This is a genomic window from Pseudidiomarina halophila (assembly GCF_003987215.1).
Classification (GTDB): Bacteria; Pseudomonadota; Gammaproteobacteria; order Enterobacterales; family Alteromonadaceae; genus Pseudidiomarina; species Pseudidiomarina halophila.
Window position 1 is genome coordinate 439525 of the sequence record NZ_PIPW01000002.1, and the last position, 21547, is coordinate 461071.

Consider the following 21547-nt stretch of genomic DNA (forward strand, 5'->3'; position numbering starts at 1 on the left):
ATGCGCCCTCGTTTAAAAATGCGCCTTGGTGACCTCCTGGTGCAAGAAGATATTATTACGGAGTCGCAGCTGCAACAGGCTCTCGACGATCAGCGGGAGAATGGCCGTAAGCTGGGTGTCACTCTGGTTGATCTGGGTTTCATCAGTGAACAGGAGCTCCTGGAATTCCTGGCTCGCCAGTTGAATATTCCTTTTGTCGAACTTGGTGAGCGGAAGATCCCGGACGAGGTCGTCAATTTACTGCCTGAGATACAGGCACGGCGGCATCGGGCGCTGGTGGTTGAAGCAAGCGACAGTGAAGCGCTGGTGGCGATGAGTGATCCGGCCGATTTAGGTGCCGTTGATGCGATTAGCCAGATTCTGCAGCCGCGCTCAATTAAGCTGGCAGTTGCGCCTGATCATGAATTGCTGGAAGCGTTCGATAATCTCTATCGACGCACCAAGGACATTGCGCAGTTCGCCAGTCAGTTGCAGACCGAATATGAACAGGATGATGCGTTCGATCTTGCGGCTTTGTCACTCGAAGACGAGGGTGATGATGCGACGGTTGCCAAGTTGCTGCAATCCATTTTCGCCGATGCGGTGCAAGTACGTGCCTCAGATATTCACATTGAACCTGACGATCGTGCTTTACGCATTCGCATGCGGGTCGATGGTGTTTTACAAGAGAACGTGTTGAATGAGACGACCATCGCCAGTGCCCTGGTGTTGCGCCTGAAGTTGATGGCCGGCCTCGATATTTCAGAAAAGCGTATGCCGCAGGATGGCCGTTTTCATATCAACGTGCGCGACCACGCCATTGACGTGCGGATGTCGACCATGCCGGTGCAGTATGGCGAGTCTTGTGTTATGCGTCTACTGGATCAATCCGCCGGTATCCTTGAACTGGAGCAGACCGGGTTACCGGAGAATTTGCTCGAACGGGTACGTAATTTGATTCATAAGCCTTATGGCATGCTCATTGTTACCGGGCCAACCGGGTCGGGTAAAACCACCACTCTTTATGGCGCGCTGAATGAATTAAATAAAGCTGAGAAAAAGATTATTACCGTCGAAGACCCGGTGGAATATCGTCTGCCGCGTATTTCGCAAGTGCAGGTAAACAGCAAAATCGGCCTGAGTTTCTCGCGTGTGTTACGCACCAGCCTGCGGCAGGATCCAGACATTATTATGGTTGGTGAGATGCGTGACACCGAGACCGTAGAGATTGGTCTGCGCGGTGCAATTACCGGTCACCTGGTACTGACCACTTTGCACACCAACGATTCGATTACCAGCGCACTGCGCCTTATCGACATGGGGGCTGCCCCATATTTGGTTGGTGCAGCGGTACGTGGCGTGCTGGCACAGCGCTTGATTCGTAGAGTCTGCGATAACTGTAAAGTGGAGGCAGAGATTGAAGCAAGTGATTTGGCGCTGATTCGCCGCATGGCGCCAGATATACCTGAAGACGGTAGTGGATTTGTCAAAGGCAAAGGTTGTCGGAATTGTAATCACACGGGCTATAAGGGGCGACTTGGGGTCTTTGAGCTGCTTGAGTTAAACGAGGCAATGGTCAATGCCTTGCGCGATGCGAATATGCGTGAATTCGCCGGCGCGGCCCGTGCGGCGGAAAATTTCCGGCCGCTGGCGCTGGCCGCACTCGACTATGCGCGCGAAGGCATTACCAGCGTGGATGAGGTGCTGTTCTTAGCTGAAACGGTAGAAGAAGAGGAATTACGCGGTACCTTAATTGAAGCTGAGGAAGAAGAGCATGGCTGAGTATAGCTATCGTGGCCGCGACGCTGCGGGCGAGCTCATCACTGGAGCACTCGAAGCGACCTCAGAGAAATCCGCAGCGGATACCTTGATTCGTCGCGGCGTCACACCCTTAGTCATTCAGCAACGCAGGGCGCAGTCGACAAGCGGATCGGGTTTTCGCCTATTTGACGAGAAAATCACCCTTGACGATTTAATTGTTTTTACCCGGCAGATGTACTCGTTAACCAAAGCAGGCATTCCGCTTTTACGCGCTATCGAGGGCCTGGCAGAAAACAGTCCTAAGCGGCGCATGCGCGAAGTTCTCGGCGATGTGGTCGAGCAACTCGAACGCGGTCGCGAACTGTCGGTGGCGATGGCGGCGCATCCGAAAGTCTTTCCGCGGCTGCTGGTGGCAGTGGTTCACGTTGGTGAGAACACCGGGCAACTAGAAGAAGCCTTTGAACAGCTGTCAGATTATTTAAGTAAGGAGCAAGATACCCGCAAGCAAGTGAAATCGGCATTGCGCTACCCAATGTTTATCGTTTCGGCATTGGTTATCGCAATGTTTATTTTGAATATCTGGGTCATCCCAACCTTTGCCAGAATGTTCGAGCAGTTTAATGCTGAATTACCGTTACCGACACGTATTTTGATCGGTGTTTCAGAATTTTTTGTGGCCTGGTGGCCGTTGATGATTCTTGCGATCTTCGGCGCCTTATATGGTCTGCACAGGTTCAGGACCAGTGAAACCGGACGGGTACGTTGGGATCGCTGGAAAACTCAGATGCCGATTTTTGGCGATATCGTTTTGCGCAGTTTGCTCGCGCGCTTTTCCCGCAGTTTTTCGGTAATGTTGCGTTCGGGGGTTCCGCTTACCCAGTCATTAAACCTGGTCGCGGATGCCGTTGATAACTACTGGATGCACGATCGTATCGAGGATATGCGACGGACGATTGAAAAAGGCGAAGGTTTGACCCGGGCAGCGCAAGGTACCCAGTTGTTCACGCCGTTAGTGATGCAGATGATCAGCGTAGGCGAGGAAACCGGCCGGGTTGACGAGTTATTAAACGAAGTAGCTGATTATTATGAACGTGAAGTCGATTTTGATTTGAAAAGTTTAACCGCTCGCATTGAGCCGATTTTACTCGTGCTTGTTGCGATTATGGTGGCTGTAATGGCACTCGGTATATTCACGCCGATGTGGGATATGATGGATGCGTATAAAGGGCGTTAAGTGAAATCAACGATGAACAACAAAACGGTGAAGAGGATATTATTATGAACGCCGAGCAAGTGAAGCAGCAGCGCGGCTTTACCTTAATTGAGCTGATTATTGTTATCGTCATACTGGGGTTGCTAGCTGCCTCGGCATTACCACGTTTTACCAGGGTAAGTGCCGATGCTGAAGATGCGGCTCTGGAAGGCGTTGCCGGAGGCTTTGCCAGTGCGGTAAGTCTGGTTCGCGCGGAATGGGAGCTGCGCGGCAGGCCGCAAGGCTCTGCTACTGGCTCTGGTGCGGTGATCGTAATGGATGGCGTGCCCGTAAACGTAGACGGTGATACGGGCTACCCGGTAAGCGGGAACGACAATACAGAAGCGCATGACCAAAATATGAGTAGCGAAGATTGCCGCACCATTATGCAAGCTATTCTGCAGGGTGCGCCAACAGCGACGACCAACTATGCGTTGCTAGGTGAAAATCGCTATTACGTTACGCGAGAGAATAATGGTACTAATGATATTTGTGTATATTTTCTAGCGATTACGATACAAAGCCTTAATTCGGCGCCGGCGGGCAACGATTATCTGCGTGTTGGCAATGCATTCGTATATAATCCACGCACCGGTGGTGTGAGTATTTTCAGTAACAACTAATGTTTCGGTATCGTTCGAGTGAGGAGAATGGGATGAATTCGCAAAAAGGTTTTACTCTGATTGAGTTGATTATAGTTATCGTGGTATTGGGTATTTTAGCGGTAACTGCAGCTCCTCAATTTATTAATTTTTCGAGCGATGCCCGGGAAAGCACGATAAAAGGGCTGGAAGCGAGTATGAAGTCCGCAGTCGAGCTGAGCTATGCCAAGGCCGCAATCAATGGTAATTTATCTGGTGAAGCGACGGTGCCAACCAATTCAGCGACGGTCGTTATTGCCATTGCAAATGGTTATCCCAAGGCCACTGAAATAGCCAAGGCTGCTGGTGCCGGCAGCGACTGGACCTTTGCCGAGAAAACGGCCGGTAGTTATAGCGGCACTGTAACCAACGGCGTATATGTTGGAACTTTAACGAGCGTTGCTGACGCAGGTTCAACGGCTACAGAAATTGAAGCCACAAACTGTTATATTACATACGAAGATAACGCTGACGATACGGGTAAACCGCTGCCTGTTGCGACCATTTCAGGTTGTTGATTTTAATTTAGGGGAGAAGTTCTTATGAAGCGCCAACAAGGTTTTACATTAATTGAGTTAATCATTGTGATTGTTGTGCTCGGTATCTTAGCGGTTACTGCAGCGCCACAATTTATTAATTTTTCATCAGATGCGCGTGAATCTACGGTGAAAGGTGCGCAAGCCTCTATTCAGGGTGCGATGCAGTTGGTTTATGCAAGTAGCTTGGTTAAAGGTACTGAAGGTGATACTGGTGCGACTGTTGCTACAGAAGGTGGCAACGTAACTACCGATTACGGTTATCCGGTTGCTGCCGAAGGTGGCATCGACGTAGCTGCAGGTTTAGTCGGTGACTGGGCGCGCTACGATAGTGGTGACGACAGTAACATTGCGGCGGAAGCTGTAGCATTTGCCCCTACCGGTGTCACACCAGATTTCACACCCGGCGCTGAAAGTTGTCACGTGCTGTACACTGAAGCTGCGGATGAAGATACTCCAGCGACGGTTACGGTGAACACCGCCGGTTGCTAATCCAACCAGGTGAACGAAGTAAGATAAAAGGCGCTCAATGAGCGTCTTTTTTATTGGGTGAGATCTTTCTCTGTGGCTTTACGGGTATTGCCGCGGTATAAGCCAAAGCCACCAAAAGCCCTCGGGTCGTTAAAGTTGTTACCGTCGGCGTCCTGCCAGGGATATTCTAAATAGTCTGGGGCATTGAATTCAAAGATAAACTCACCTTGCGCCGGCGTACTGGTCGGCGCCTGCCAGAACAGTGGACTGGTGCCAACAGTACCCTCAATGAGGGTGCCCGAGGCGCCGTCAGCTGTGGTGGTGATGGGATCAATGTAGCTGACAATCGCAAGTTCCGCCGGTGCGTAGCCCGTGCATTGATCGAGGCCATGGGTGGTAAATAAATCGCCATTCCAGTACTCGGCGCGCAGTGCAACAGGTAAGTTTTCCGTCTCCGGGCCGTAGCTATTATCTAATACTAAGCGACCGTAACGCAGCTCAAGCGAACCCGAAAGGGGCACGGCGTCACCACTGAGGGTGACTAAAGTTTTAGCACTGGCGGGAAAGTCACGGGTATCCATCTCGCTCGCTATTTGCAAGCCTACTTCAAGTTGGGCAAAGGGTCCGTCGGGCTTTTCATCACTGCGCTTGGTAAGGCCGGCGTCAGTGGCCGAGGCAAGAAGTTGCCCGGCATTCCATACCTCAGGCAGCGTGGCTTGCCAGCGTGTAGCAAAATTATCGCCCGGCTGATCGGCCGGAGTGTTGCGTGCTACCGACTGCAATACTGCGGTATTGGCGTAATTGGCGGTGTCATTATCATAATTGCGCAGTCGCTGGCCATTCAGTGCCTGAGCCTCAACTAAAAAGTCGAGACCGGCAGCCGCCTGGCTCATGTAGGTAAACGCCGTGCAACTATTGTTCAGACTACTGTTAATCAGCGCAAAATGGTGCGGGTAAAAGCGTCCCACCGGGCTGGCAGGACGTTGCAGTGCGTCACCACCGCCGAGATAGTCATTGCCGGCAAGTGCTGCCTGTAAATTCACCGTGCCGGCTTCTAACCACGTCGCATTATCGGTTTGATAGGCTGCGGTGATGGTGCTGCTGGGCGAAAACGGGTTATTGATTATCAGTTTACTGCCGTCTGAACTGGCATCGGCTGGTAACGGATAGGCCATAGAGACAAAACTTGCACTCACCCCCACAGGGCTTACTTCGTTGCCAAAGTTGGGCGTCACGTCACCCGAAGCATTACGACTTTGCACCACCATGCTAAAGGCTTCACCCGCGGCGACGAAGCCAGGGCCAGTGGCGGTGGTTGCGTTCCACAGCTGATCATTTTCGTCAAGCGCTACCACGGATAAGGTATGCGGCTTAACAACGTAGTCATTGAGACTGGTCCCCAGCAAGGTGGTGTCGGGGTCGTCTATGCTTCCTTCGGCTGCCGAAGGTTCGGCAGCGAGGTTGAGACGGGCATGCATCTGTAACAGACCAACGTCGGAATAATTATTGTTGAGAGTGACGGCACCTGCGCTATCAAAAGTCAGATTCACGCTGGCATAGTTCAGTGTGGTGCCGGCATCATTTAAGGGGAGCTGATTTCCATTTACGCTATAGGCCTGGCCCGCCTGACAGGTCAATGGATTGGTACATTCGACCGCAAGTTCCACCGCCTGGTTACCGCTGACCCGGGCTTCGCAGGCGCCCGTTGTGGTATTGGTTTGTACCGCGCGTAGCACGGTGTCGAATGGGATACCCGCATGTTGACCGGGAATCACACTCTGCCCATCAGCTGCTGTGATCACCAGCCCAGCAGTAGTGAACGTCAGGCTACAATTTGTCGCTACCGTGCCGCTGCTATTCACGCATTGGGTTGGTGCGGTGGGTGCCGGCGAGCTGGCCGGTGCTGACAGTGTGGCGGTACCGCCTGCAACCCATTGCAGACCTGCCACGCCACTGCCGTTGGTAAAGTTAAGGGTCGCGTTGGCGCCGCTACTGCTGGTGACATTGCCACCCTGCCAGGTCGGACCGTTGGCGCCAGCGTTAAGATCTACCGCGACATTGCCGGCGTACAGCTGTGAGCAGTTGGCGTCGGCGCAGGCGAGAACTTCAACCACAGCGCTATAACAGCTGACAATGGATTCAGGGTGGCGAATGCGTAAATGATGGATGCTGGAGGTCGGCTCGCAACCAATGGCATCATACAGCTCGTCCTGCACTTCCGGACTGTAATTAAAATTGGTATTGGCACCGACGGAAACAGTGCCGGGGGTCAGAATCGCGCCCTGATAATTATTATTATTACCTAGGGTGACGGAAGTCGACGCGTAAGGACTGTAAATTAAGCCATTGAAGTTGACAACGGTGTTACTGGCACCGCCTTCGTTGAAATTACCCAGGTCAACGTAGGCGTTATCGTAGAGGTACACCAACATATCACCGACGGGCCCACTGCTGTTCACAAAAATATTATTGTCGCCGATGATGTAATCACGCACATATAACCGCACCTGCTCTTGGGGAACAATATTAATGTAGGTGTTGTTATCAAGCTCTAAGCGCTCAATAAAGTAGTCACCTGGTGCCAATTCAGCAGTCGAGTCACGGCCATTAAAAATAAGCTCTTCAATGTAATAGGTGCCGCCTGAAAACGAGACCAGCGGCGTGGCGTTGCCCCGGGTATCGGTTTCAATGGTACCGTAGCTGCCAGGTGCTATGCCCGTCGCATTGGTAAGATCAGGACCACCGGTTTGCCCATCAGGAAAGGTACTCGGATTAAGCGGTGGAAAAACTAAATCGACGGTATCAACCTGACCCTCAGGGGTAGGTGTGTTCCCCGAACCATTAATTGGATTACCATTAATTTCTGAGTTATTGCCGTAATCGAAGCCACCTTCGCCTATGATGCCGTAGTCGAGTAAATTACCAAACTGATCACACTGTGTCGGAGAAGGAGAACTTTGTGCCTGAGCTGTCGGGGTCACTGATAACAATGTAAACCCCAGCACCGTACTGATGAGGCCGACAACGACTGGCTGTAGAGCCTTACTTAATCGCATCGGCGACCTCCACCAAAATACGTTTTGAATAGACCATAGAGCCTCCCTCGCAGCTGCCGTCGGCAATAATACGAATATGCGTGCCGCTATAGGGGCTTGTTAAGTCTAGTTGATTGCAGCGCAGTTGTGCGGAACATTGAGTTAACCCTTGGGCGGTAAAGTTGTAACTGCGTACTATTGGCGGTTCGCTGCTAGTACGTGTCGGGCAGATGGACGAATCAAAACTGGCATTGAGAGGATACAGTTCGACCATCAGCGTTTGTATACCACTGGTTGCGGCAAGTTGCGCCCGCGTACCCAGAACATCACTGGCGACCGCACTGGCCGTATCATTCAGGGAGCGCACCAGGGTGAGTCCGACTAAACTCATCACCAGCAGCACAAATAATGCGATAGCCAGAGCTGCACCGTTTTGTTTTACTTTATGCTGTGAGGAGTTAGGGCACATTAGGAATATACACCTCATGGATAATTTCGATAGCTGGCGCAGCTGGTTCTGATGAGTTGAAGGCCAGCAGAATGCGTACTAAGTTGTTGCGCTGCAGTGTCGGCGCCATAGCCTGAAAGGGTTGTTGACCCAGACTCAGGTCATTAACAACATCGACCGCCATGACCTCCTGGCTTGTCGCTGCAACACTCAGGGAACTAAAGTCGGGCTGATTCATCAGTAAACCATAATTGGCAAAACGCACCAGCGTCTGATTGGCGCTATCGAGACACCAGCTGACGGGACTACCGCCGATGTAGTAGGTTCGATCAGGACTATCGGTAAAAAACTCGGCTGGTGTCGCAGACAAAGATAAAGTACTCAGGCCATTTTGTGGCGCATCATTGCTCACTGCGGTGATCAACTTGCGGCGTTGTTGATTATTACCATAGATATAATCCGGGCCGGTCGCGTAGACCAGCACATAGTTCCCCACCATGTCGCCGAGCTGTATAAGAGGTGTGACGACGACCATCGGCTCATTTCCGCCCGGACCGGGTCTGGGTAGCGTTAAGTAAACATTACTGCCGATCAGTGGCATATACTCGAGACATGCTGCGTTGGCACGTGCACTGCGGGGAACTGAAGAACGAATTTCACGAGTCAGCCGTTCAATGGCAAAGCGCTGTTCAGCCACCAGCTGGTTGCGCTGGTTTACCTGTATCACCATATCACTGCCTAACCCGAGAAAGCCAAACGAGTAAATCGCCAGGGTAGCGAGTAATAAAATGACAATGATAACTTCTATCAGCGTGAAGCCGCGGTACCGGGAGCGGCGGAGCGGGCGCATCAATAGTTCCCCTTGATGAAGGAAAAGACAAAGTCTTGTGACTGCGACGTGGCGAGTGCTACCTGTACCCGTTTAAAGGTGGTGATGCCGGCAACACAGGTGCCTTGACTATCGCTATAGCAGACATTTATTGCATAGCTGAAGCCACGATAATCATCTGCCAGATTTGCGCCCAAAACATCGGCCAGGTCAGGCTGGCTTTGCTCTAACTGGTGATAATCATCAACGTCGTCAAACCGATCCCGGTTTTCGCCATCAGGTCCGAATGTGGTACTGCAGGCTGGCGCGCCGGCCTCGCCGCAGCGCAGTGTGCCGCCGCTCTTTGCGCTATTGTCATCGAACGCTTTACCCTGGATTTCTTCCATGAAGGCTTGCGCTAAGTTTGCCGCGCGTACTTGCAGCACAGGTTCTGCGCTACGGATTGCCTGGGGAAAAATAAGTGTCGCGATAAGAGAAAACGCAAAGGCAAGAACCACTACGCCAATAATCAACTCGATCAGGGTGAAACCGGTTGCGACCGGTGTCGGCTGATCCTGTCTGGAATGAGTTGAAAGTCGCATAAGCAAGCTCGATAGTGGTTGCGTACAGGTTGATTTACCGTCAGTTTATCAACAATCTTTAACTTGTTAAGCCAATACTATACTCTTTTTGTACATTGTGCATTGCAACCTGGGCGTGGTCATGAACAAATCCGCAAGTGTAAAGAAATGGCAAGGCTTCTCGGTAATCGAGTTAATTGTCGTTATCATCATTCTGGGCATCATAGCTGTCACCGCGGCGCCGGTGTTTTTGAGCGATGATGGTGTTGATGAGCGGCTAATAGAGGTTGAGCTTGTCAGTGCACTAAGATTAAGCCAGGAACGGGCCATGCAGGATGTGCAGCGGCGTTGCTACGGGCTGTCGATAACCACGAGTGAGATTTCACCGCTCGAATGCGGAGCGGGTAGTGTTGCAGAGCGCGTTATTCCGCTTGGTAGTGAGGTAAATTTAACCGTGAATTCAGACCTGCCCGCAGCTGCGACTGGATTCTTGTTTAACAGTTGGGGCTGTCCTGTTTCAAATCAGCATACCGCCACCGCGGAACCTTGTGGCCAGAGTAGCGTCGAAATCGTTATCACTGGCGCGGCGACACGCTCTGTTTGTGTGCAAAGTCATGGCTACATTCGCACGGGGACCTGCGGCTAATTATTTAGAATGCGGATGAGGCTAAATCTCTAGTAAATCCATGCAAAAAATATGCAATAATACGTACAAACTAAGGGGAGTTCGCTTGCTCGAAATATCTTCAGTTGCTAAAGTTAGCGCGACTCTCCCACCAACCAGACGAAATTAAAGACCAGTAAAGGGAATACCCCTGATGTTTAAGAAATTGCGCGGAATCTTTTCCAACGATTTGTCCATCGATTTGGGAACAGCAAACACACTTATTTATGTAAAAGACGAAGGTATCGTCTTGAATGAACCTTCCGTGGTCGCGATTCGTCAAGAACGCTCGGGCGGTCCGAAAAGTGTTGCTGCAGTAGGTCAGGCGGCCAAACAAATGCTGGGTCGTACACCTGGCAATATCAAAGCTATCCGGCCCATGAAAGACGGCGTTATCGCTGACTTTTACGTCACCGAAAAAATGCTTCAACATTTCATCAAGAAAGTCCACGACAGCCACTATTTTCGCCCAAGCCCGCGCGTTTTAGTTTGCGTTCCCTGCGGTTCAACGCAGGTTGAGCGACGAGCGATTCGCGAGTCGGCACTGGGTGCAGGTGCGCGCGAGGTGTATTTGATTGACGAGCCTATGGCAGCAGCAATCGGTGCCGGCCTGCCGGTATCAGAAGCGACCGGCTCAATGGTGGTTGATATTGGTGGCGGTACTACTGAAGTCGCCATCATCTCGTTAAACGGCGTGGTGTATTCATCGTCAGTTCGTATCGGTGGTGACAAATTCGATGAAGCCATCGTTAATTACATCCGCCGTAACTTTGGCTCATTGATTGGTGAAGCAACAGCAGAGCGGATCAAACACGAAATTGGCTCAGCATTCCCGGGTGACGAAGTCCGTGAAATCGAAGTTCGCGGCCGCAATCTTGCCGAAGGTGTTCCGCGTTCATTTACCCTCAACAGTAACGAAATACTCGAAGCTTTGCAGGAGCCGCTGATGGGTATCGTCAGTGCGGTCATGGTCGCGCTGGAGCAATCACCTCCTGAGCTTGCCTCAGACATCTCTGAACGTGGCATGGTTCTGACCGGCGGTGGCGCCTTGTTACGCGATCTCGACCGGTTATTGATGGAAGAAACCGGAATCCCTGTGATTATTGCTGATGACCCGCTGACCTGCGTTGCACGCGGTGGTGGTAAAGCTCTTGAAATGATTGATATCCATGGTGGTGATCTGTTTAGTTATGAGTAACACCGCATGAAGTCGCTGTTCGAACACGGCCCTTCATTACGAACACGACTGCTGCTGGCGTTAGTTGTTGCTGGCAGCCTGATGTTCCTCGACCACCGGTTGCAGACCATGCAACCGGTGCGTTCATTTTTGAGTACCGCAACAGCGCCGGTGCAATACCTGGCAGTTCTTCCCGAAGAGGTGTTAGATCGGCTGGTGTATCTGGCCACCACACGTTCAGCATTGCGGGAAGATAATCAACGCTTAAGAGATGAGCTGCTTGAGTTGCAAATGGCGGTGCAACGGCTTAATTTCCTCGAAAATGAAAACGCCCGTTTGCGACAGTTATTGGGTTCAGATGTGCGCGCTGCCAGTCGCCGGATGGTGGCTGAAGTGGTTGCTGTGGCAACGGATCCATTCTCCCATCAGGTGGTGATCAACAAAGGTTATGCCAACGGGGTTTACGAAGGGCAGCCAGTGCTCGATAACCGTGGCATCGTCGGACAAGTTGCCAGTGTTGGCCGCACCACCGCCAGGGTATTGTTAATTTCCGATCAGAGTCATGCGCTTTCACTGCGCGCAGAACGTAATGATATTCGTGTTATTGCCAAAGGTGTCGGTGACCTTAACCGGCTTGAGTTAAGTTTTATTCCCCACAGTACCGAGCTGCAGGAAGGTGATGTGCTGATGTCGTCCGGTCTTGGGGGCGTGTATCCCGAAGGGTATCCGGTGGCGCAAATCACCGCGATTGACCGCGATGAGCGCTTACAATACGCCAAGGTCGAGGTCACTCCGTTCGCCCAGCTCGATCGCATCCGGACCTTGCTGCTGTTATGGCCCGCTAACGCAACAGAAACACCGGTTTTTGATGATGAGGTGAGCGATGTGGATTAAGTCGGGTTTACTCCCCTTATTGTTAAGTTACGTTGTCGCTTTAGTGCTGACCGTAATGCCGATCCCTGCGATGTTTGAGCCCTGGCGGCCCGATTGGATCAGCTTAGTACTGATTTACTGGCTGATTGCCATTCCACACCGGGTGGGGTTTGGCACAGTACTGATTTTGGGCCTGCTCACTGATATTCTGATGGGCACCACCTTTGGTATTTATGCCACCGCACTGGTGGTGATGGCGTACCCTGCATTGCGTCATTTCCAACGCATCCGCAATTACTCGTTGACCCAGCAATTACTCATTGTTGGGGTGCTCATCCTGATAAAACGTGCACTGGTCTACGAATTGGAACATGTATTGAACGATGCGGTATTTAACTGGCCTTACTTTTATCCGGTACTGTCCTCAGCGATCATCTGGCCGTGGGTATTTTTAGTCATGCGCAGGTACCGGCGGCGCTATTTGATCCGCTAATTTAGTCAGGGTAATTACAAGGAATTCGTTATGCAGCTCGTTCTTGCTTCAAGTTCACCGCGCCGCCAAGAGCTTTTACAATTATTGGATCGCCCATTCAGCGTGGTTAAACCTGAGGTGATGGAGCAACAACAGGACGGCGAAGCAGCTGAACGCTATGTCGCCCGCTTAGCAATAGATAAGGCATTGGCAGGGGCAAAGCTAAGTGCCGCAGATGCTGCCGTCATCGGCTCTGACACAGTGGTAGTATGCGATGGTGAGGTGCTCGAAAAGCCGGTCGATGAAAACGACTTTCGCGCGATGATGACGAAGCTTTCGGGGCGCGCCCATCAGGCGATGACTGCTGTCGCATTGCACTATAACGGTGCAACAAACGTCAAAGTGGTGTCCACAGTGGTGCATTTCAAGCCCCTTACGGAAGCGGAAATCGGTGCCTACTGGCAAACGGGCGAGCCGGCAGATAAAGCCGGTGGCTATGGCATTCAAGGGCGCGCAGCGAAGTTCGTCACCCATATTGAAGGTAGCTATCTGGCTGTGGTCGGTCTACCGTTATATGAAACCGAGCAACTGATACAAACAGCGGAGCGTAGCTAATATGAGCGCTGAAATCCTGATGAACGTAACTCCGACGGAAACCCGGGTGGCGTTAATTGAAAATGGTATCTTGCAGGAGATTCATATTGAACGTCAGGCCAAACGTGGTCTGGTGGGCAATATTTATGTTGGTAAAGTGGCTCGTGTGCTACCCGGAATGCAAGCGGCGTTTGTCGATATAGGTTTGGACAAAGCGGCTTTCTTACATGCCTCGGATATTGTTTCGCCGCTTTCCGCAGCCGAAGGCGTTACGCCGCGGCCTGATTTGGCGCCAGATATCGCCACCCTGGTTCGCCCTGGCCAGCAAATACTGGTGCAGGTGGTGAAAGATCCGCTGGGTACCAAAGGCGCACGTTTGACCACTGACATCACTATTCCATCACGCTACATGGTGCTGATGCCGCAATCGCCGCATGTTGGCATTTCTCAGCGTATCGAAGATGATAGTGAACGTGAACGATTGAAAAAAGCAGCACAACCCTATTGTGACGAAGAAAGTGGATTTATCGTCCGCACCGCCGCTGAGGGGGCCAGTGACGAGGAACTGAAGCGCGATGCAGCCTTTTTGCGTCGGCTCTGGGATACCCTGCAAAAACGTCGCAAGGGCATGCGTAAAATCGGTGTGGTTTACGAAGATTTGAATCTTTCCTGCCGCATCTTGCGAGACTTCGTCGGTGATGAGATCGAGCGTATTCGGGTAGACTCGAAAGTGACTTACGAGTTGTTGCATGAGTTTGTTACCCAGTTTATTCCGGAGCTAACCGATGCACTTGAGTACTATGCCGGTGAGCGGCCTATTTTTGACATGTTCGATGTTGAAAACGAGGTTCAACGGGCACTCGATCGCAAGGTCGAGTTGAAGTCAGGTGGCTCGATTATTATTGATCAAACGGAAGCCATGACCACTATTGACATCAATACCGGTGGTTTTGTCGGTCATCGCAACCTGGAAGAAACTATATTTAACACCAATATTGAAGCGACTCAGGCAATCGCCAGACAACTTCGTTTACGCAATCTTGGCGGCATTATCATTATTGATTTTATCGACATGCAAAACAGTGATCATCGCCGGCGTGTGCTCCATAGTCTGGAACAAGCTCTGGCGAAGGATCGGGCAAAAACCTCAATCAATGGTTTCACTTCTCTGGGTTTAGTCGAAATGACACGCAAGCGCACCCGCGAGAGCCTCGAACACGTATTGTGCTCAGAATGTCCGGTATGTGGTGGGCGCGGCAGTATGAAGACCGTCGAAACCGTATGTTATGAAATCATGCGCGAAATTGTGCGGGTGAATCGCGCATATGCGGCCGATCATTTTGTGGTTTACGCTTCCGCGGCCGTTACCGAAGCGCTACTCAATGAAGAATCCCACGCCCTTGCTGAACTGGAAGTTTTTATCGGCAAGCAAGTTAAAATTTCCGTTGAGACGCTCTATCACCAAGAGCAGTTCGACGTAGTCATGATGTAACCACTATGTGGCGAGTTTCAGCTAAAGTAGCCTACCGGACCCTTCTCTACACTATAGCGACAGCGTTAGTGCTGTTTGCGGTGCTCTTAAGTGTGCTGCGCTACCTGTTACCGCAGTTGCCAGATGTCACCGCCAATGTGGAACAATTTCTTAGCCAGAACTACGCGGTCGAAGTCACCATAGACAAACTTGGAGCGGACTGGAATACCGCCGGACCACAGCTTATTTTAAGGGATATTGAGGTAAGTAAAATCGGTACTGAGGAGACCAGTCTGCAGCTGAATGAGGCGCGTGTGGTTTTCAACTTCTGGCGCAGTCTGCGTTCCTGGTCAGTGCAGTTTGAGCAGGTGACCCTGGCGGATCTGCACGTTACCTATGATTTACGTGACTCGTCGCTTACCAGCAATACCGGGGTGGGGGACCAGTTACCGCGCTTTTTCCTTAATCAACTTGATCATGTGGCCATTGAGAACAGCACCCTGGAGTTAGTGAATTTAGTGGGTGTCAGGCGTGCCATCGTCATTGACCGCCTGAGCTGGAGCAACCAGGGGCGCTCGCATCAGGGCATCGGCAGCTTTCGCATCGACGGCCTGGCCAGCAATGCGCTGGACGTTATGATTGAGGTCGAAGGCAACGACCCGGCTGATTTAGCGGGGCAGATTTACGTGCAGGCATCGAATCTGGATATCGCCGCCTGGTTACAACAAAAGGTGGTGGATTCAAAAGTTCTTCAGGCAGAATTCAATTTCACCATGTGGCTCAATTTTGCCGGTAGTGATTTTCGTAACGGTACCTTGCAGCTGGCACGTAACGAACTGCACTGGCAGGTTGGGGAACGTCAGCATCAACTGGTTATCCCGAAAGGTCTGTTGCGTTTACGACCACAGGGAAATGGCTGGCTGGTCAATAACAATCCAATTACGTTTATCCAGGATAGCACTACCTGGACATTGCCGACAGCGAGCTGGCTGCAAACCCCGGAACTGCTTGCGTTTAGCGTTGAAGATGTGCCTATGGCGCCATTTTTCAGGCTGGCCAGCCTGACGGGCGGGAAAGGTCAGAGGTTCGCGGATGCAGTACAGCAAAGCGCTCTGGCAGGCACCGTGGACTTTAGCTTACAGCACCAGATTGAACAGTCGCCGCAATGGCAAATTAGCGCAAATAATGTGGTCTGGCAGCAGACTAATGGCGTACCCGGACTTGATCAGGTTGAGCTGAATGCTATTGGCAAAGGCACAGCCGCGCGCTGGTCGTTACAGGGCAGTCAGGTCGCCATCAGTAGCTCGGCTTTGAGCGACTCGGCACCCTGGCGTTTGCAGGAACTAAACTTGGCCGGCGACTTCGCCTGGCAGGAAGGGTTATGGGAACTCTGGGTCGATGGTGACAGCCGCGCAGATCTTGAAGGGTTACCGTTAGCGCTGCGTGGGCGTATTCGCCAGCGTGATCAACTTGAGCTTGCTGTGCGAGTCAACGACGCGAGTGCGGAGCCTATTCCTGCCGAGGTATTGCGACGCTACTTGCCGAGCGTCATGGGCGGCAATTTAAATGACTATCTGCAAACCTCGCTGATTGAAGGCGCCGCTGATGATCTGGCCATGGTCTGGCGCGGGCCGCTGGCAAATTTCCCATACCCGGATGCGACGGGCGTTTTTCAGGCGCAGGCAAATCTGCGCGATTTGGTTTATCGTTTCCAACCCGAATGGCCCTCAGTAACGGATGCCACAGCGCAGTTGAATTTCACCAACGAACGTATGCACATCGTCACTACTGCCGGCAAACTCGGCGATATTGGGTTGACGCGGGTTGATACGGTTATCCCTAATCTTCTGGCAGCGCCACCGACCTTACGGGTTACCAGTGTAATTAGCGGTGACGCGACTGGTTTACAGCCCATTTTTACCGCCAGCCCAATGGCCTCGAGCCTTGGCGAGACCTTCACACAGCTGCAATTAAGTGGTCCTGTTGAGGGTACTCTGGAGTTAACCATTCCACTGGATAACTCGCAGTCGGTGGTGGCGGAAGGCGTGGCTGAACTTATCGGCAACCAGCTCTACGTGAACAATCTGCAGCAAGAGTTTAACAATGTCCGGGGCCAGATACGTTTCCGTAATGATGTGATTCAAAGTGATGAGCTTAACTTTACCTGGCAACAACTTCCGGTCGTTGCAGAGTTAAATGCTGAAGCCAGAGAGGATGATTATCACGTGCAGCTCATTACGCGTGGCCAGTGGTCTATGCAAGAACTAACCGAGCGGGTGCCATTGACAGCGCAACTCGCCAGTGGTGAGTTTGTCTGGCAGGGACGGCTTGCATTGTCGCTACCCGACAACGGCGGTTACTCTTTCCATTGGCAGCAGCAATCGGATCTGGAAGAATTTGCGCTGCACTTTCCAGCGCCCCTTGAATCGGCAATGGGTCAGACCTTACCCTGGCAACTGCAGGTGTCAGGCGGTCCGGAGAGCTTGCTTATCAACAGCAGTCTGGGCGATGACAGCCTGATTGAGCTGCAATATAACGGCGATGCCAGCGAATTGCAGCAGGGCTACGCACGCGTGGGCGACAGAGTTGGGCAAACGCCGAACCCTGATTTGCTGGGATTGAATCCAGGCTTTCCATTAGAAGTCGGGCTTAGTGAAGTTGATGCCGGTGTCTGGCTGCGACAACTGGCCGCTGCAGCGCAGTGGATTGAAGATGTCAGTAGCAGCGCTGATACAGGGCGTGGTGCAGAACTGAACTTTGCTGCTCCGGTGCCTGACTTGCTTGAGCTACGGGCCGACCGGTTGATTCTCGGCGGCCATGAGCTGACTGATAACGCGGTCGTTGCCTGGCGTCAGGAGGAGCCCACCAACGAAGGTAGTGTTACCACCTGGCGCTATCGCTGGCGCGCGGAACAAGCAGCGCTTGCCGGCGTCTACTGGCCAGAAGACGGGGAACAGCGAGCGCGGTTGGAAATCGACGCGGATTATCTGGAATTAGCCATTCCGCCAGAGCCAGAGGAACAGATCGTTGCAGAGGTTGAACAAGCTCAGGATTACAGTTTGTGGCCGACAGTCGAATTCAATTGTAAGCGTTGTCAGTACGGGAGCTATCCTTTGGGAGAAGTCGCTTTCCGTTTGCAACCCAGTAGCGAACTATTGCGTTTTGAAACCCTCGCGATCTCTAGGGGGGAACATCAACTGGATGCAACACTGGACTGGCAGGTTGCAACTGCGAACACTGATGCAGAGACGCGGTTTGAGGGTAGCTTTAGCAGCGGTGATCTCGGCGCTTTTCTGAGCGAATATGAAATAACCTCCATTATTCGGGATAGTCCGGCAGAGTTCGATTTCCAGCTGTCCTGGCAGGGCAGTCCGGAAGCATTTGATGTCGCAAATCTGGATGGTGAGATGGATTGGCAACTGGGGCAGGGTTACCTCAACGATGTCAGTGATCGTGGTGCGCGCTTGTTCTCGTTATTAAGCCTGGAAGGGATCTTACGGAAATTGCGGTTCGACTTCCGCGATGTGTTCGCCAATGGTCTGTTTTTCACAGAGTTTAACGGGCGTTTCGACATAGAAAATGGCGTGGTGACTACGCGCAATGCTAAGATGGATGGCTCGGCAGGTAACATGGAGATCAGCGGCACCAGTAATCTGGTGACGGACGAAATCGATTACCAATTGTTCTATGTGCCGAAAGTCACGTCGAGTCTGCCGGTTATTCTGGCGTGGATGGTGAATCCACCATCGGGCTTAGCTGCACTGCTGATCGACCGGATGCTACAGGATGCGGAAGTGATCAGCCGGCTTGAATATAAAATTTCTGGCACCATTGATGAACCGGTAGTTGAGGAAGTGTCACGCGACAGTCGCGAAGTTACTATTCCGGTTGACGAACCACCCCAGGAGGAAGGCAATGACAGCAACCAAGACAGTGCAACTGACAGCGGTACAGATGACCAGCCTGCCAACCCCCAGGGACAACCTGAAGATAATTGAGCAACTGCTCGGTCAGCTGCCGCCCGCGCGCCCGCAACTGGTGGTTTTGCCGGAGGCCTGTCTTTGCTTTGGCGCAGGTGACAAGCAGCAACGTGAGGTGGCAGAGATTTTCGCCGAAGGCGAGTTGCAGCAGCGCCTAAGTGAACTTGCCAAACAACATAACATCTATTTAGTTGCCGGCACCGTACCTGTTATCGATAGTCAGGACGACGCAAAATTTTCTGCCGCTTCGCTGGTCTATGGTCCCAACGGCGACTGTCTGGCGCGGTACAATAAAATTCACCTATTTGATGTGGATGTTGCCGATAACACCAAACAATACCGTGAATCGAAGTGGACCGAAGCGGGTCGTGAGGTGGTGACTGTGGCGACCGAATTTGGCGTGTTGGGTCTGGCAGTATGTTATGATGTGCGCTTTCCAGAACTGTTTCGTGCATTGCGTTCAGCAGGGGCTGAAGTTATTGCCCTACCGTCCGCCTTCACTAAGGTTACCGGCGCTGCGCATTGGGAAGTTTTAACCCGTGCACGGGCAATCGAGCAACAATGCGCATTGGTTGCAGGCGCTCAGGTCGGCACCCACGCAAACGGCCGGGAAACCTACGGACACGCCCTGGTTATTGATGGCTGGGGCAAAGTGCTAAGCGCCTGTGACGGACAACAGAGCCCTTGTTTAAGTACTGCCAGCGTCGATTTAAATAAGCTCGGCGACATTCGAAAAAATATCCCTGTGGCAAAGCATTTTGCCAGTAGTAAGAAGGTCATTCATGAGTCATCACAATCAGGTCATTGAACATCTACTGACCGCCAATAATCTCGACGTCGATGCACTACAAAAGCGCTTAGCGAATGTTTACAGCGGTGCTATCGATTATGTCGACATCTATCTGCAACACAGCACCAATGAATCCTGGGTGTTAGAGGATGGCATCGTAAAATCTGGCAGCTTTCATATTGAAAGCGGGCTGGGTGTGCGCGCGTTGCATGAAGAAAAAACCGGTTTCGCTTATGCCGATGAAATAACTGCAACGGCGTTGCAAAATGCTGCGAATGCTGCGCGAGGTATTGCTGGCGCGGGGCAGGCAAAACAAGTGCAGGTGCCTAGTGAAGTTCACAGCACTGCGCGATATCAGCCGGGCAATCCGTTAGCGAGCTTGGATGAAGCGGCAAAGATCGAATTGCTGCGTGAAATAGATGCCTACGCGCGTTCTCTGGATTCCCGTATTGTTGAGGTAATTGCCAGTGTCAGCGGTAGCTACGATGAAATTCTGGTGATTGCGACCGATGGTACTCTGGCGACAGATATACGCCCTCTGGTGCGGGTAAACTGCACCGTACTCGCCGAACAAAACGGTCGCCGCGAACGCGGTAGTGCTGGCGGCGGTGCCCGGGTCGATTATCAGTACTTTTTCGCTGCAGAAGCTCAGGATCAGGATCAGTTTCCACGCTGGCAGACCTATGCCAAAGAAGCGGTACGTCAGGCGTTGGTGAATCTCGATGCACGACCTGCTCCAGCGGGCACTATGCCGGTAGTGCTGGGCGCAGGTTGGCCCGGCGTGCTGTTGCATGAGGCGGTAGGCCATGGTCTGGAAGGCGATTTTAATCGTAAAGGCGCCTCGGCTTACTCCGGAAAAATGGGTGAGCTGGTAGCCTCAGAGCTGTGCACGATCGTTGATGACGGCACCCTGGCAGACCGCCGTGGCTCACTGAGTGTCGACGATGAAGGTACGCCAGCGGGTAATAACGTACTGATCGAGAAAGGTCGGCTGGTCGGTTACATGCAGGATAAAATGAATGCCCGGCTGATGGGAGTGGCGCCAACCGGTAACGGCCGGCGTGAGTCTTACGCGCACTTACCAATGCCGCGTATGACGAACACCTACATGCTTGGTGGTGACTCGGCACCGGAAGAAATCATTGCCAGCGTTAAGCGCGGCATTTATGCACCGCAATTCGCCGGCGGCCAGGTGGATATCACCTCAGGCAAGTTTGTCTTCTCAGCTTCGGAAGCTTATTTGATTGAAGATGGCAAAATTACCGCGCCGTTGAAGGGAGCCACCCTGATCGGCAATGGCCCGGACGCGATGCGCCAGGTCTCCATGGTCGGTAACGACCTGGCTCTGGACACGGGTGTAGGGGTTTGCGGCAAAGACGGGCAAAGTGTGCCGGTCGGCGTCGGGCAGCCAACCTTAAAACTGGATGCCCTTACCGTAGGTGGTACCGATTAAACGGTAGCCACCTCACGTAAATATTTGAACAGCTCACGCGCCGCTGCTGGCGGCTTGCCTTGCTGTTGTTGTTTTTGCGCCTGGCGGTAAAGCTGTCGCAGTTTCTGCCGATCAGCAAGGGGATAATCCGCCAGAAAATCCTGAATGGCGCTATCGCCGTCAGCAAGGATTGCATCGCGGTATTTTTCGAGCTGATGGAACAACGCGTTTTGTTCATGATGCGCATGCTCGAGTTCGTGTAGCGCTTGCTCAATCGGCGCAGTATCCCGATGGCGCATCATTTTACCAATGTGTTGCAGTTGGCGACGAAAGCCTTCGCGTTTATTGCGAATGCGCTGCGCTAACAAAATAGCCTCGAGCAGCTCTTCATCGAGCGGCATTTTGTCGAGTTTACCGACAGAAAGATCGACAAGTTGTCGGCCGAGTTCTTGCTGCGCTTCTGCATCACGTTTGAGTTGTGATTTACTGACGAGATCTTCGTCCTGGTCGTGGTCTTGGCTATCGTGCATGTTTTTTCCTCTGTGCAATAGCGACATTTTAACAGGCTAGTGACCAAGCAAC

The 21547-nt window shown here is 52.2% G+C and carries 19 protein-coding genes; 14 read left to right on the top strand and 5 right to left on the bottom strand.

What is annotated here, in order from left to right:
- From CWI69_RS08055 to CWI69_RS12365, 5 genes are read left to right on the top strand one after another with little or no spacing between them, the layout of a single operon-like run.
- Entirely contained in the window at nt 1–1761 is a 1761-nt protein-coding gene (locus tag CWI69_RS08055; protein ID WP_126763598.1) for a GspE/PulE family protein, read from the top strand.
- A complete protein-coding gene (locus CWI69_RS08060; RefSeq protein ID WP_126763600.1) occupies nt 1754–2974 on the top strand; it encodes a type II secretion system F family protein in 1221 nt (406 codons plus the stop codon). Before CWI69_RS08055 ends, CWI69_RS08060 begins: the two co-directional genes overlap by 8 nt.
- Before the next feature lie 44 nt (nt 2975–3018).
- Complete coding sequence (locus tag CWI69_RS08065) at nt 3019–3615, top strand: prepilin-type N-terminal cleavage/methylation domain-containing protein (protein ID WP_126763602.1); 597 nt, start codon at nt 3019–3021, stop codon at nt 3613–3615.
- 32 nt (nt 3616–3647) lie between these two features.
- Nucleotides 3648–4151, top strand: a complete 504-nt coding sequence (locus CWI69_RS12360; RefSeq protein WP_126763603.1) for a type II secretion system protein — start codon at nt 3648–3650, stop codon at nt 4149–4151.
- Nucleotides 4152–4175: 24 nt separating this feature from the next.
- Nucleotides 4176–4661 (top strand): type II secretion system protein, encoded by a 486-nt coding sequence (locus tag CWI69_RS12365; RefSeq protein WP_126763605.1) that lies wholly within the window; start codon nt 4176–4178, stop codon nt 4659–4661.
- 50 nt (nt 4662–4711) lie between these two features.
- Here the strand turns inward: CWI69_RS12365 and CWI69_RS08080 are convergent, their stop codons facing one another.
- From CWI69_RS08080 to CWI69_RS08095, 4 genes are read right to left on the bottom strand one after another with little or no spacing between them, the layout of a single operon-like run.
- Complete coding sequence (locus CWI69_RS08080; RefSeq protein ID WP_126763607.1) at nt 4712–7696, bottom strand: DUF6701 domain-containing protein; 2985 nt, start codon at nt 7694–7696, stop codon at nt 4712–4714.
- Nucleotides 7683–8144, bottom strand: coding sequence for a pilus assembly PilX family protein (locus CWI69_RS08085; RefSeq protein WP_126763609.1), 462 nt, complete (start codon nt 8142–8144; stop codon nt 7683–7685). Before CWI69_RS08085 ends, CWI69_RS08080 begins: the two co-directional genes overlap by 14 nt.
- Nucleotides 8134–8973, bottom strand: coding sequence for a PulJ/GspJ family protein (locus CWI69_RS08090; protein ID WP_126763611.1), 840 nt, complete (start codon nt 8971–8973; stop codon nt 8134–8136). The genes CWI69_RS08085 and CWI69_RS08090 overlap by 11 nt, the downstream gene beginning before the upstream one ends.
- A complete protein-coding gene (locus CWI69_RS08095; protein ID WP_126763612.1) occupies nt 8973–9533 on the bottom strand; it encodes a type IV pilus modification PilV family protein in 561 nt (186 codons plus the stop codon). Before CWI69_RS08095 ends, CWI69_RS08090 begins: the two co-directional genes overlap by 1 nt.
- Before the next feature lie 121 nt (nt 9534–9654).
- Between CWI69_RS08095 and CWI69_RS08100 the strand changes: the two genes are divergently transcribed.
- The 9 genes from CWI69_RS08100 to tldD all read left to right on the top strand — a co-directional run bounded on the left by CWI69_RS08100 (nt 9655) and on the right by tldD (nt 20986).
- The gene (locus CWI69_RS08100) at nt 9655–10158 is read left to right on the top strand and encodes a prepilin-type N-terminal cleavage/methylation domain-containing protein (protein WP_126763614.1); all 504 of its coding nucleotides are present in this window, start codon (nt 9655–9657) and stop codon (nt 10156–10158) included.
- A 172-nt stretch (nt 10159–10330) separates the two neighbouring features.
- The gene (locus tag CWI69_RS08105) at nt 10331–11374 is read left to right on the top strand and encodes a rod shape-determining protein (RefSeq protein WP_126763616.1); all 1044 of its coding nucleotides are present in this window, start codon (nt 10331–10333) and stop codon (nt 11372–11374) included.
- Between the two features lie 6 nt (nt 11375–11380).
- Nucleotides 11381–12247 carry a rod shape-determining protein MreC gene (gene mreC / locus CWI69_RS08110; RefSeq protein ID WP_126763618.1) on the top strand — a complete coding sequence of 289 codons (867 nt, stop codon included), beginning with the start codon at nt 11381–11383 and terminating at the stop codon, nt 12245–12247.
- Nucleotides 12237–12719 (top strand): rod shape-determining protein MreD, encoded by a 483-nt coding sequence (gene mreD, locus CWI69_RS08115; RefSeq protein WP_126763620.1) that lies wholly within the window; start codon nt 12237–12239, stop codon nt 12717–12719. Before mreC ends, mreD begins: the two co-directional genes overlap by 11 nt.
- A 30-nt stretch (nt 12720–12749) precedes the next feature.
- Nucleotides 12750–13313 (top strand): Maf family protein, encoded by a 564-nt coding sequence (locus tag CWI69_RS08120; protein ID WP_126763622.1) that lies wholly within the window; start codon nt 12750–12752, stop codon nt 13311–13313.
- Nucleotide 13314: 1 nt separating this feature from the next.
- Nucleotides 13315–14784 carry a ribonuclease G gene (rng, locus tag CWI69_RS08125; RefSeq protein ID WP_126763624.1) on the top strand — a complete coding sequence of 490 codons (1470 nt, stop codon included), beginning with the start codon at nt 13315–13317 and terminating at the stop codon, nt 14782–14784.
- A gap of 5 nt (nt 14785–14789) precedes the next feature.
- Entirely contained in the window at nt 14790–18761 is a 3972-nt protein-coding gene (locus tag CWI69_RS08130; protein WP_126763626.1) for a YhdP family protein, read from the top strand.
- A complete protein-coding gene (locus CWI69_RS08135; RefSeq protein WP_241971067.1) occupies nt 18679–19551 on the top strand; it encodes a carbon-nitrogen hydrolase family protein in 873 nt (290 codons plus the stop codon). Before CWI69_RS08130 ends, CWI69_RS08135 begins: the two co-directional genes overlap by 83 nt.
- Nucleotides 19526–20986, top strand: coding sequence for a metalloprotease TldD (gene tldD / locus CWI69_RS08140; protein WP_126763628.1), 1461 nt, complete (start codon nt 19526–19528; stop codon nt 20984–20986). Before CWI69_RS08135 ends, tldD begins: the two co-directional genes overlap by 26 nt.
- On the opposite strand, the gene yjgA is transcribed toward tldD, so the two are convergent.
- Entirely contained in the window at nt 20983–21495 is a 513-nt protein-coding gene (gene yjgA / locus CWI69_RS08145; RefSeq protein ID WP_198678923.1) for a ribosome biogenesis factor YjgA, read from the bottom strand. The two genes, tldD and yjgA, sit on opposite strands and share 4 nt — an antisense overlap.
- Nucleotides 21496–21547 lie beyond the last annotated feature (52 nt).

Bases quoted from the DNA above. Each gene is read 5' to 3' on its own strand.
- CWI69_RS08095 (WP_126763612.1), bottom strand. From the start codon at position 9,533: ATGCGACTTTCAACTCATTCCAGACAGGATCAGCCGACACCGGTCGCA.
- yjgA (WP_198678923.1), bottom strand. From the start codon at position 21,495: ATGCACGATAGCCAAGACCACGACCAGGACGAAGATCTCGTCAGTAAA.
- CWI69_RS08085 (WP_126763609.1), bottom strand. From the start codon at position 8,144: ATGTGCCCTAACTCCTCACAGCATAAAGTAAAACAAAACGGTGCAGCT.
- mreC (WP_126763618.1), top strand. From the start codon at position 11,381: ATGAAGTCGCTGTTCGAACACGGCCCTTCATTACGAACACGACTGCTG.
- tldD (WP_126763628.1), top strand. From the start codon at position 19,526: ATGAGTCATCACAATCAGGTCATTGAACATCTACTGACCGCCAATAAT.
- CWI69_RS08060 (WP_126763600.1), top strand. From the start codon at position 1,754: ATGGCTGAGTATAGCTATCGTGGCCGCGACGCTGCGGGCGAGCTCATC.
- CWI69_RS08065 (WP_126763602.1), top strand. From the start codon at position 3,019: ATGAACGCCGAGCAAGTGAAGCAGCAGCGCGGCTTTACCTTAATTGAG.
- CWI69_RS08135 (WP_241971067.1), top strand. From the start codon at position 18,679: ATGACAGCAACCAAGACAGTGCAACTGACAGCGGTACAGATGACCAGC.
- CWI69_RS12365 (WP_126763605.1), top strand. From the start codon at position 4,176: ATGAAGCGCCAACAAGGTTTTACATTAATTGAGTTAATCATTGTGATT.
- CWI69_RS08130 (WP_126763626.1), top strand. From the start codon at position 14,790: ATGTGGCGAGTTTCAGCTAAAGTAGCCTACCGGACCCTTCTCTACACT.
- CWI69_RS08055 (WP_126763598.1), top strand. From the start codon at position 1: ATGCGCCCTCGTTTAAAAATGCGCCTTGGTGACCTCCTGGTGCAAGAA.
- CWI69_RS12360 (WP_126763603.1), top strand. From the start codon at position 3,648: ATGAATTCGCAAAAAGGTTTTACTCTGATTGAGTTGATTATAGTTATC.
- CWI69_RS08120 (WP_126763622.1), top strand. From the start codon at position 12,750: ATGCAGCTCGTTCTTGCTTCAAGTTCACCGCGCCGCCAAGAGCTTTTA.
- rng (WP_126763624.1), top strand. From the start codon at position 13,315: ATGAGCGCTGAAATCCTGATGAACGTAACTCCGACGGAAACCCGGGTG.
- mreD (WP_126763620.1), top strand. From the start codon at position 12,237: ATGTGGATTAAGTCGGGTTTACTCCCCTTATTGTTAAGTTACGTTGTC.
- CWI69_RS08100 (WP_126763614.1), top strand. From the start codon at position 9,655: ATGAACAAATCCGCAAGTGTAAAGAAATGGCAAGGCTTCTCGGTAATC.
- CWI69_RS08105 (WP_126763616.1), top strand. From the start codon at position 10,331: ATGTTTAAGAAATTGCGCGGAATCTTTTCCAACGATTTGTCCATCGAT.
- CWI69_RS08090 (WP_126763611.1), bottom strand. From the start codon at position 8,973: ATGCGCCCGCTCCGCCGCTCCCGGTACCGCGGCTTCACGCTGATAGAA.
- CWI69_RS08080 (WP_126763607.1), bottom strand. From the start codon at position 7,696: ATGCGATTAAGTAAGGCTCTACAGCCAGTCGTTGTCGGCCTCATCAGT.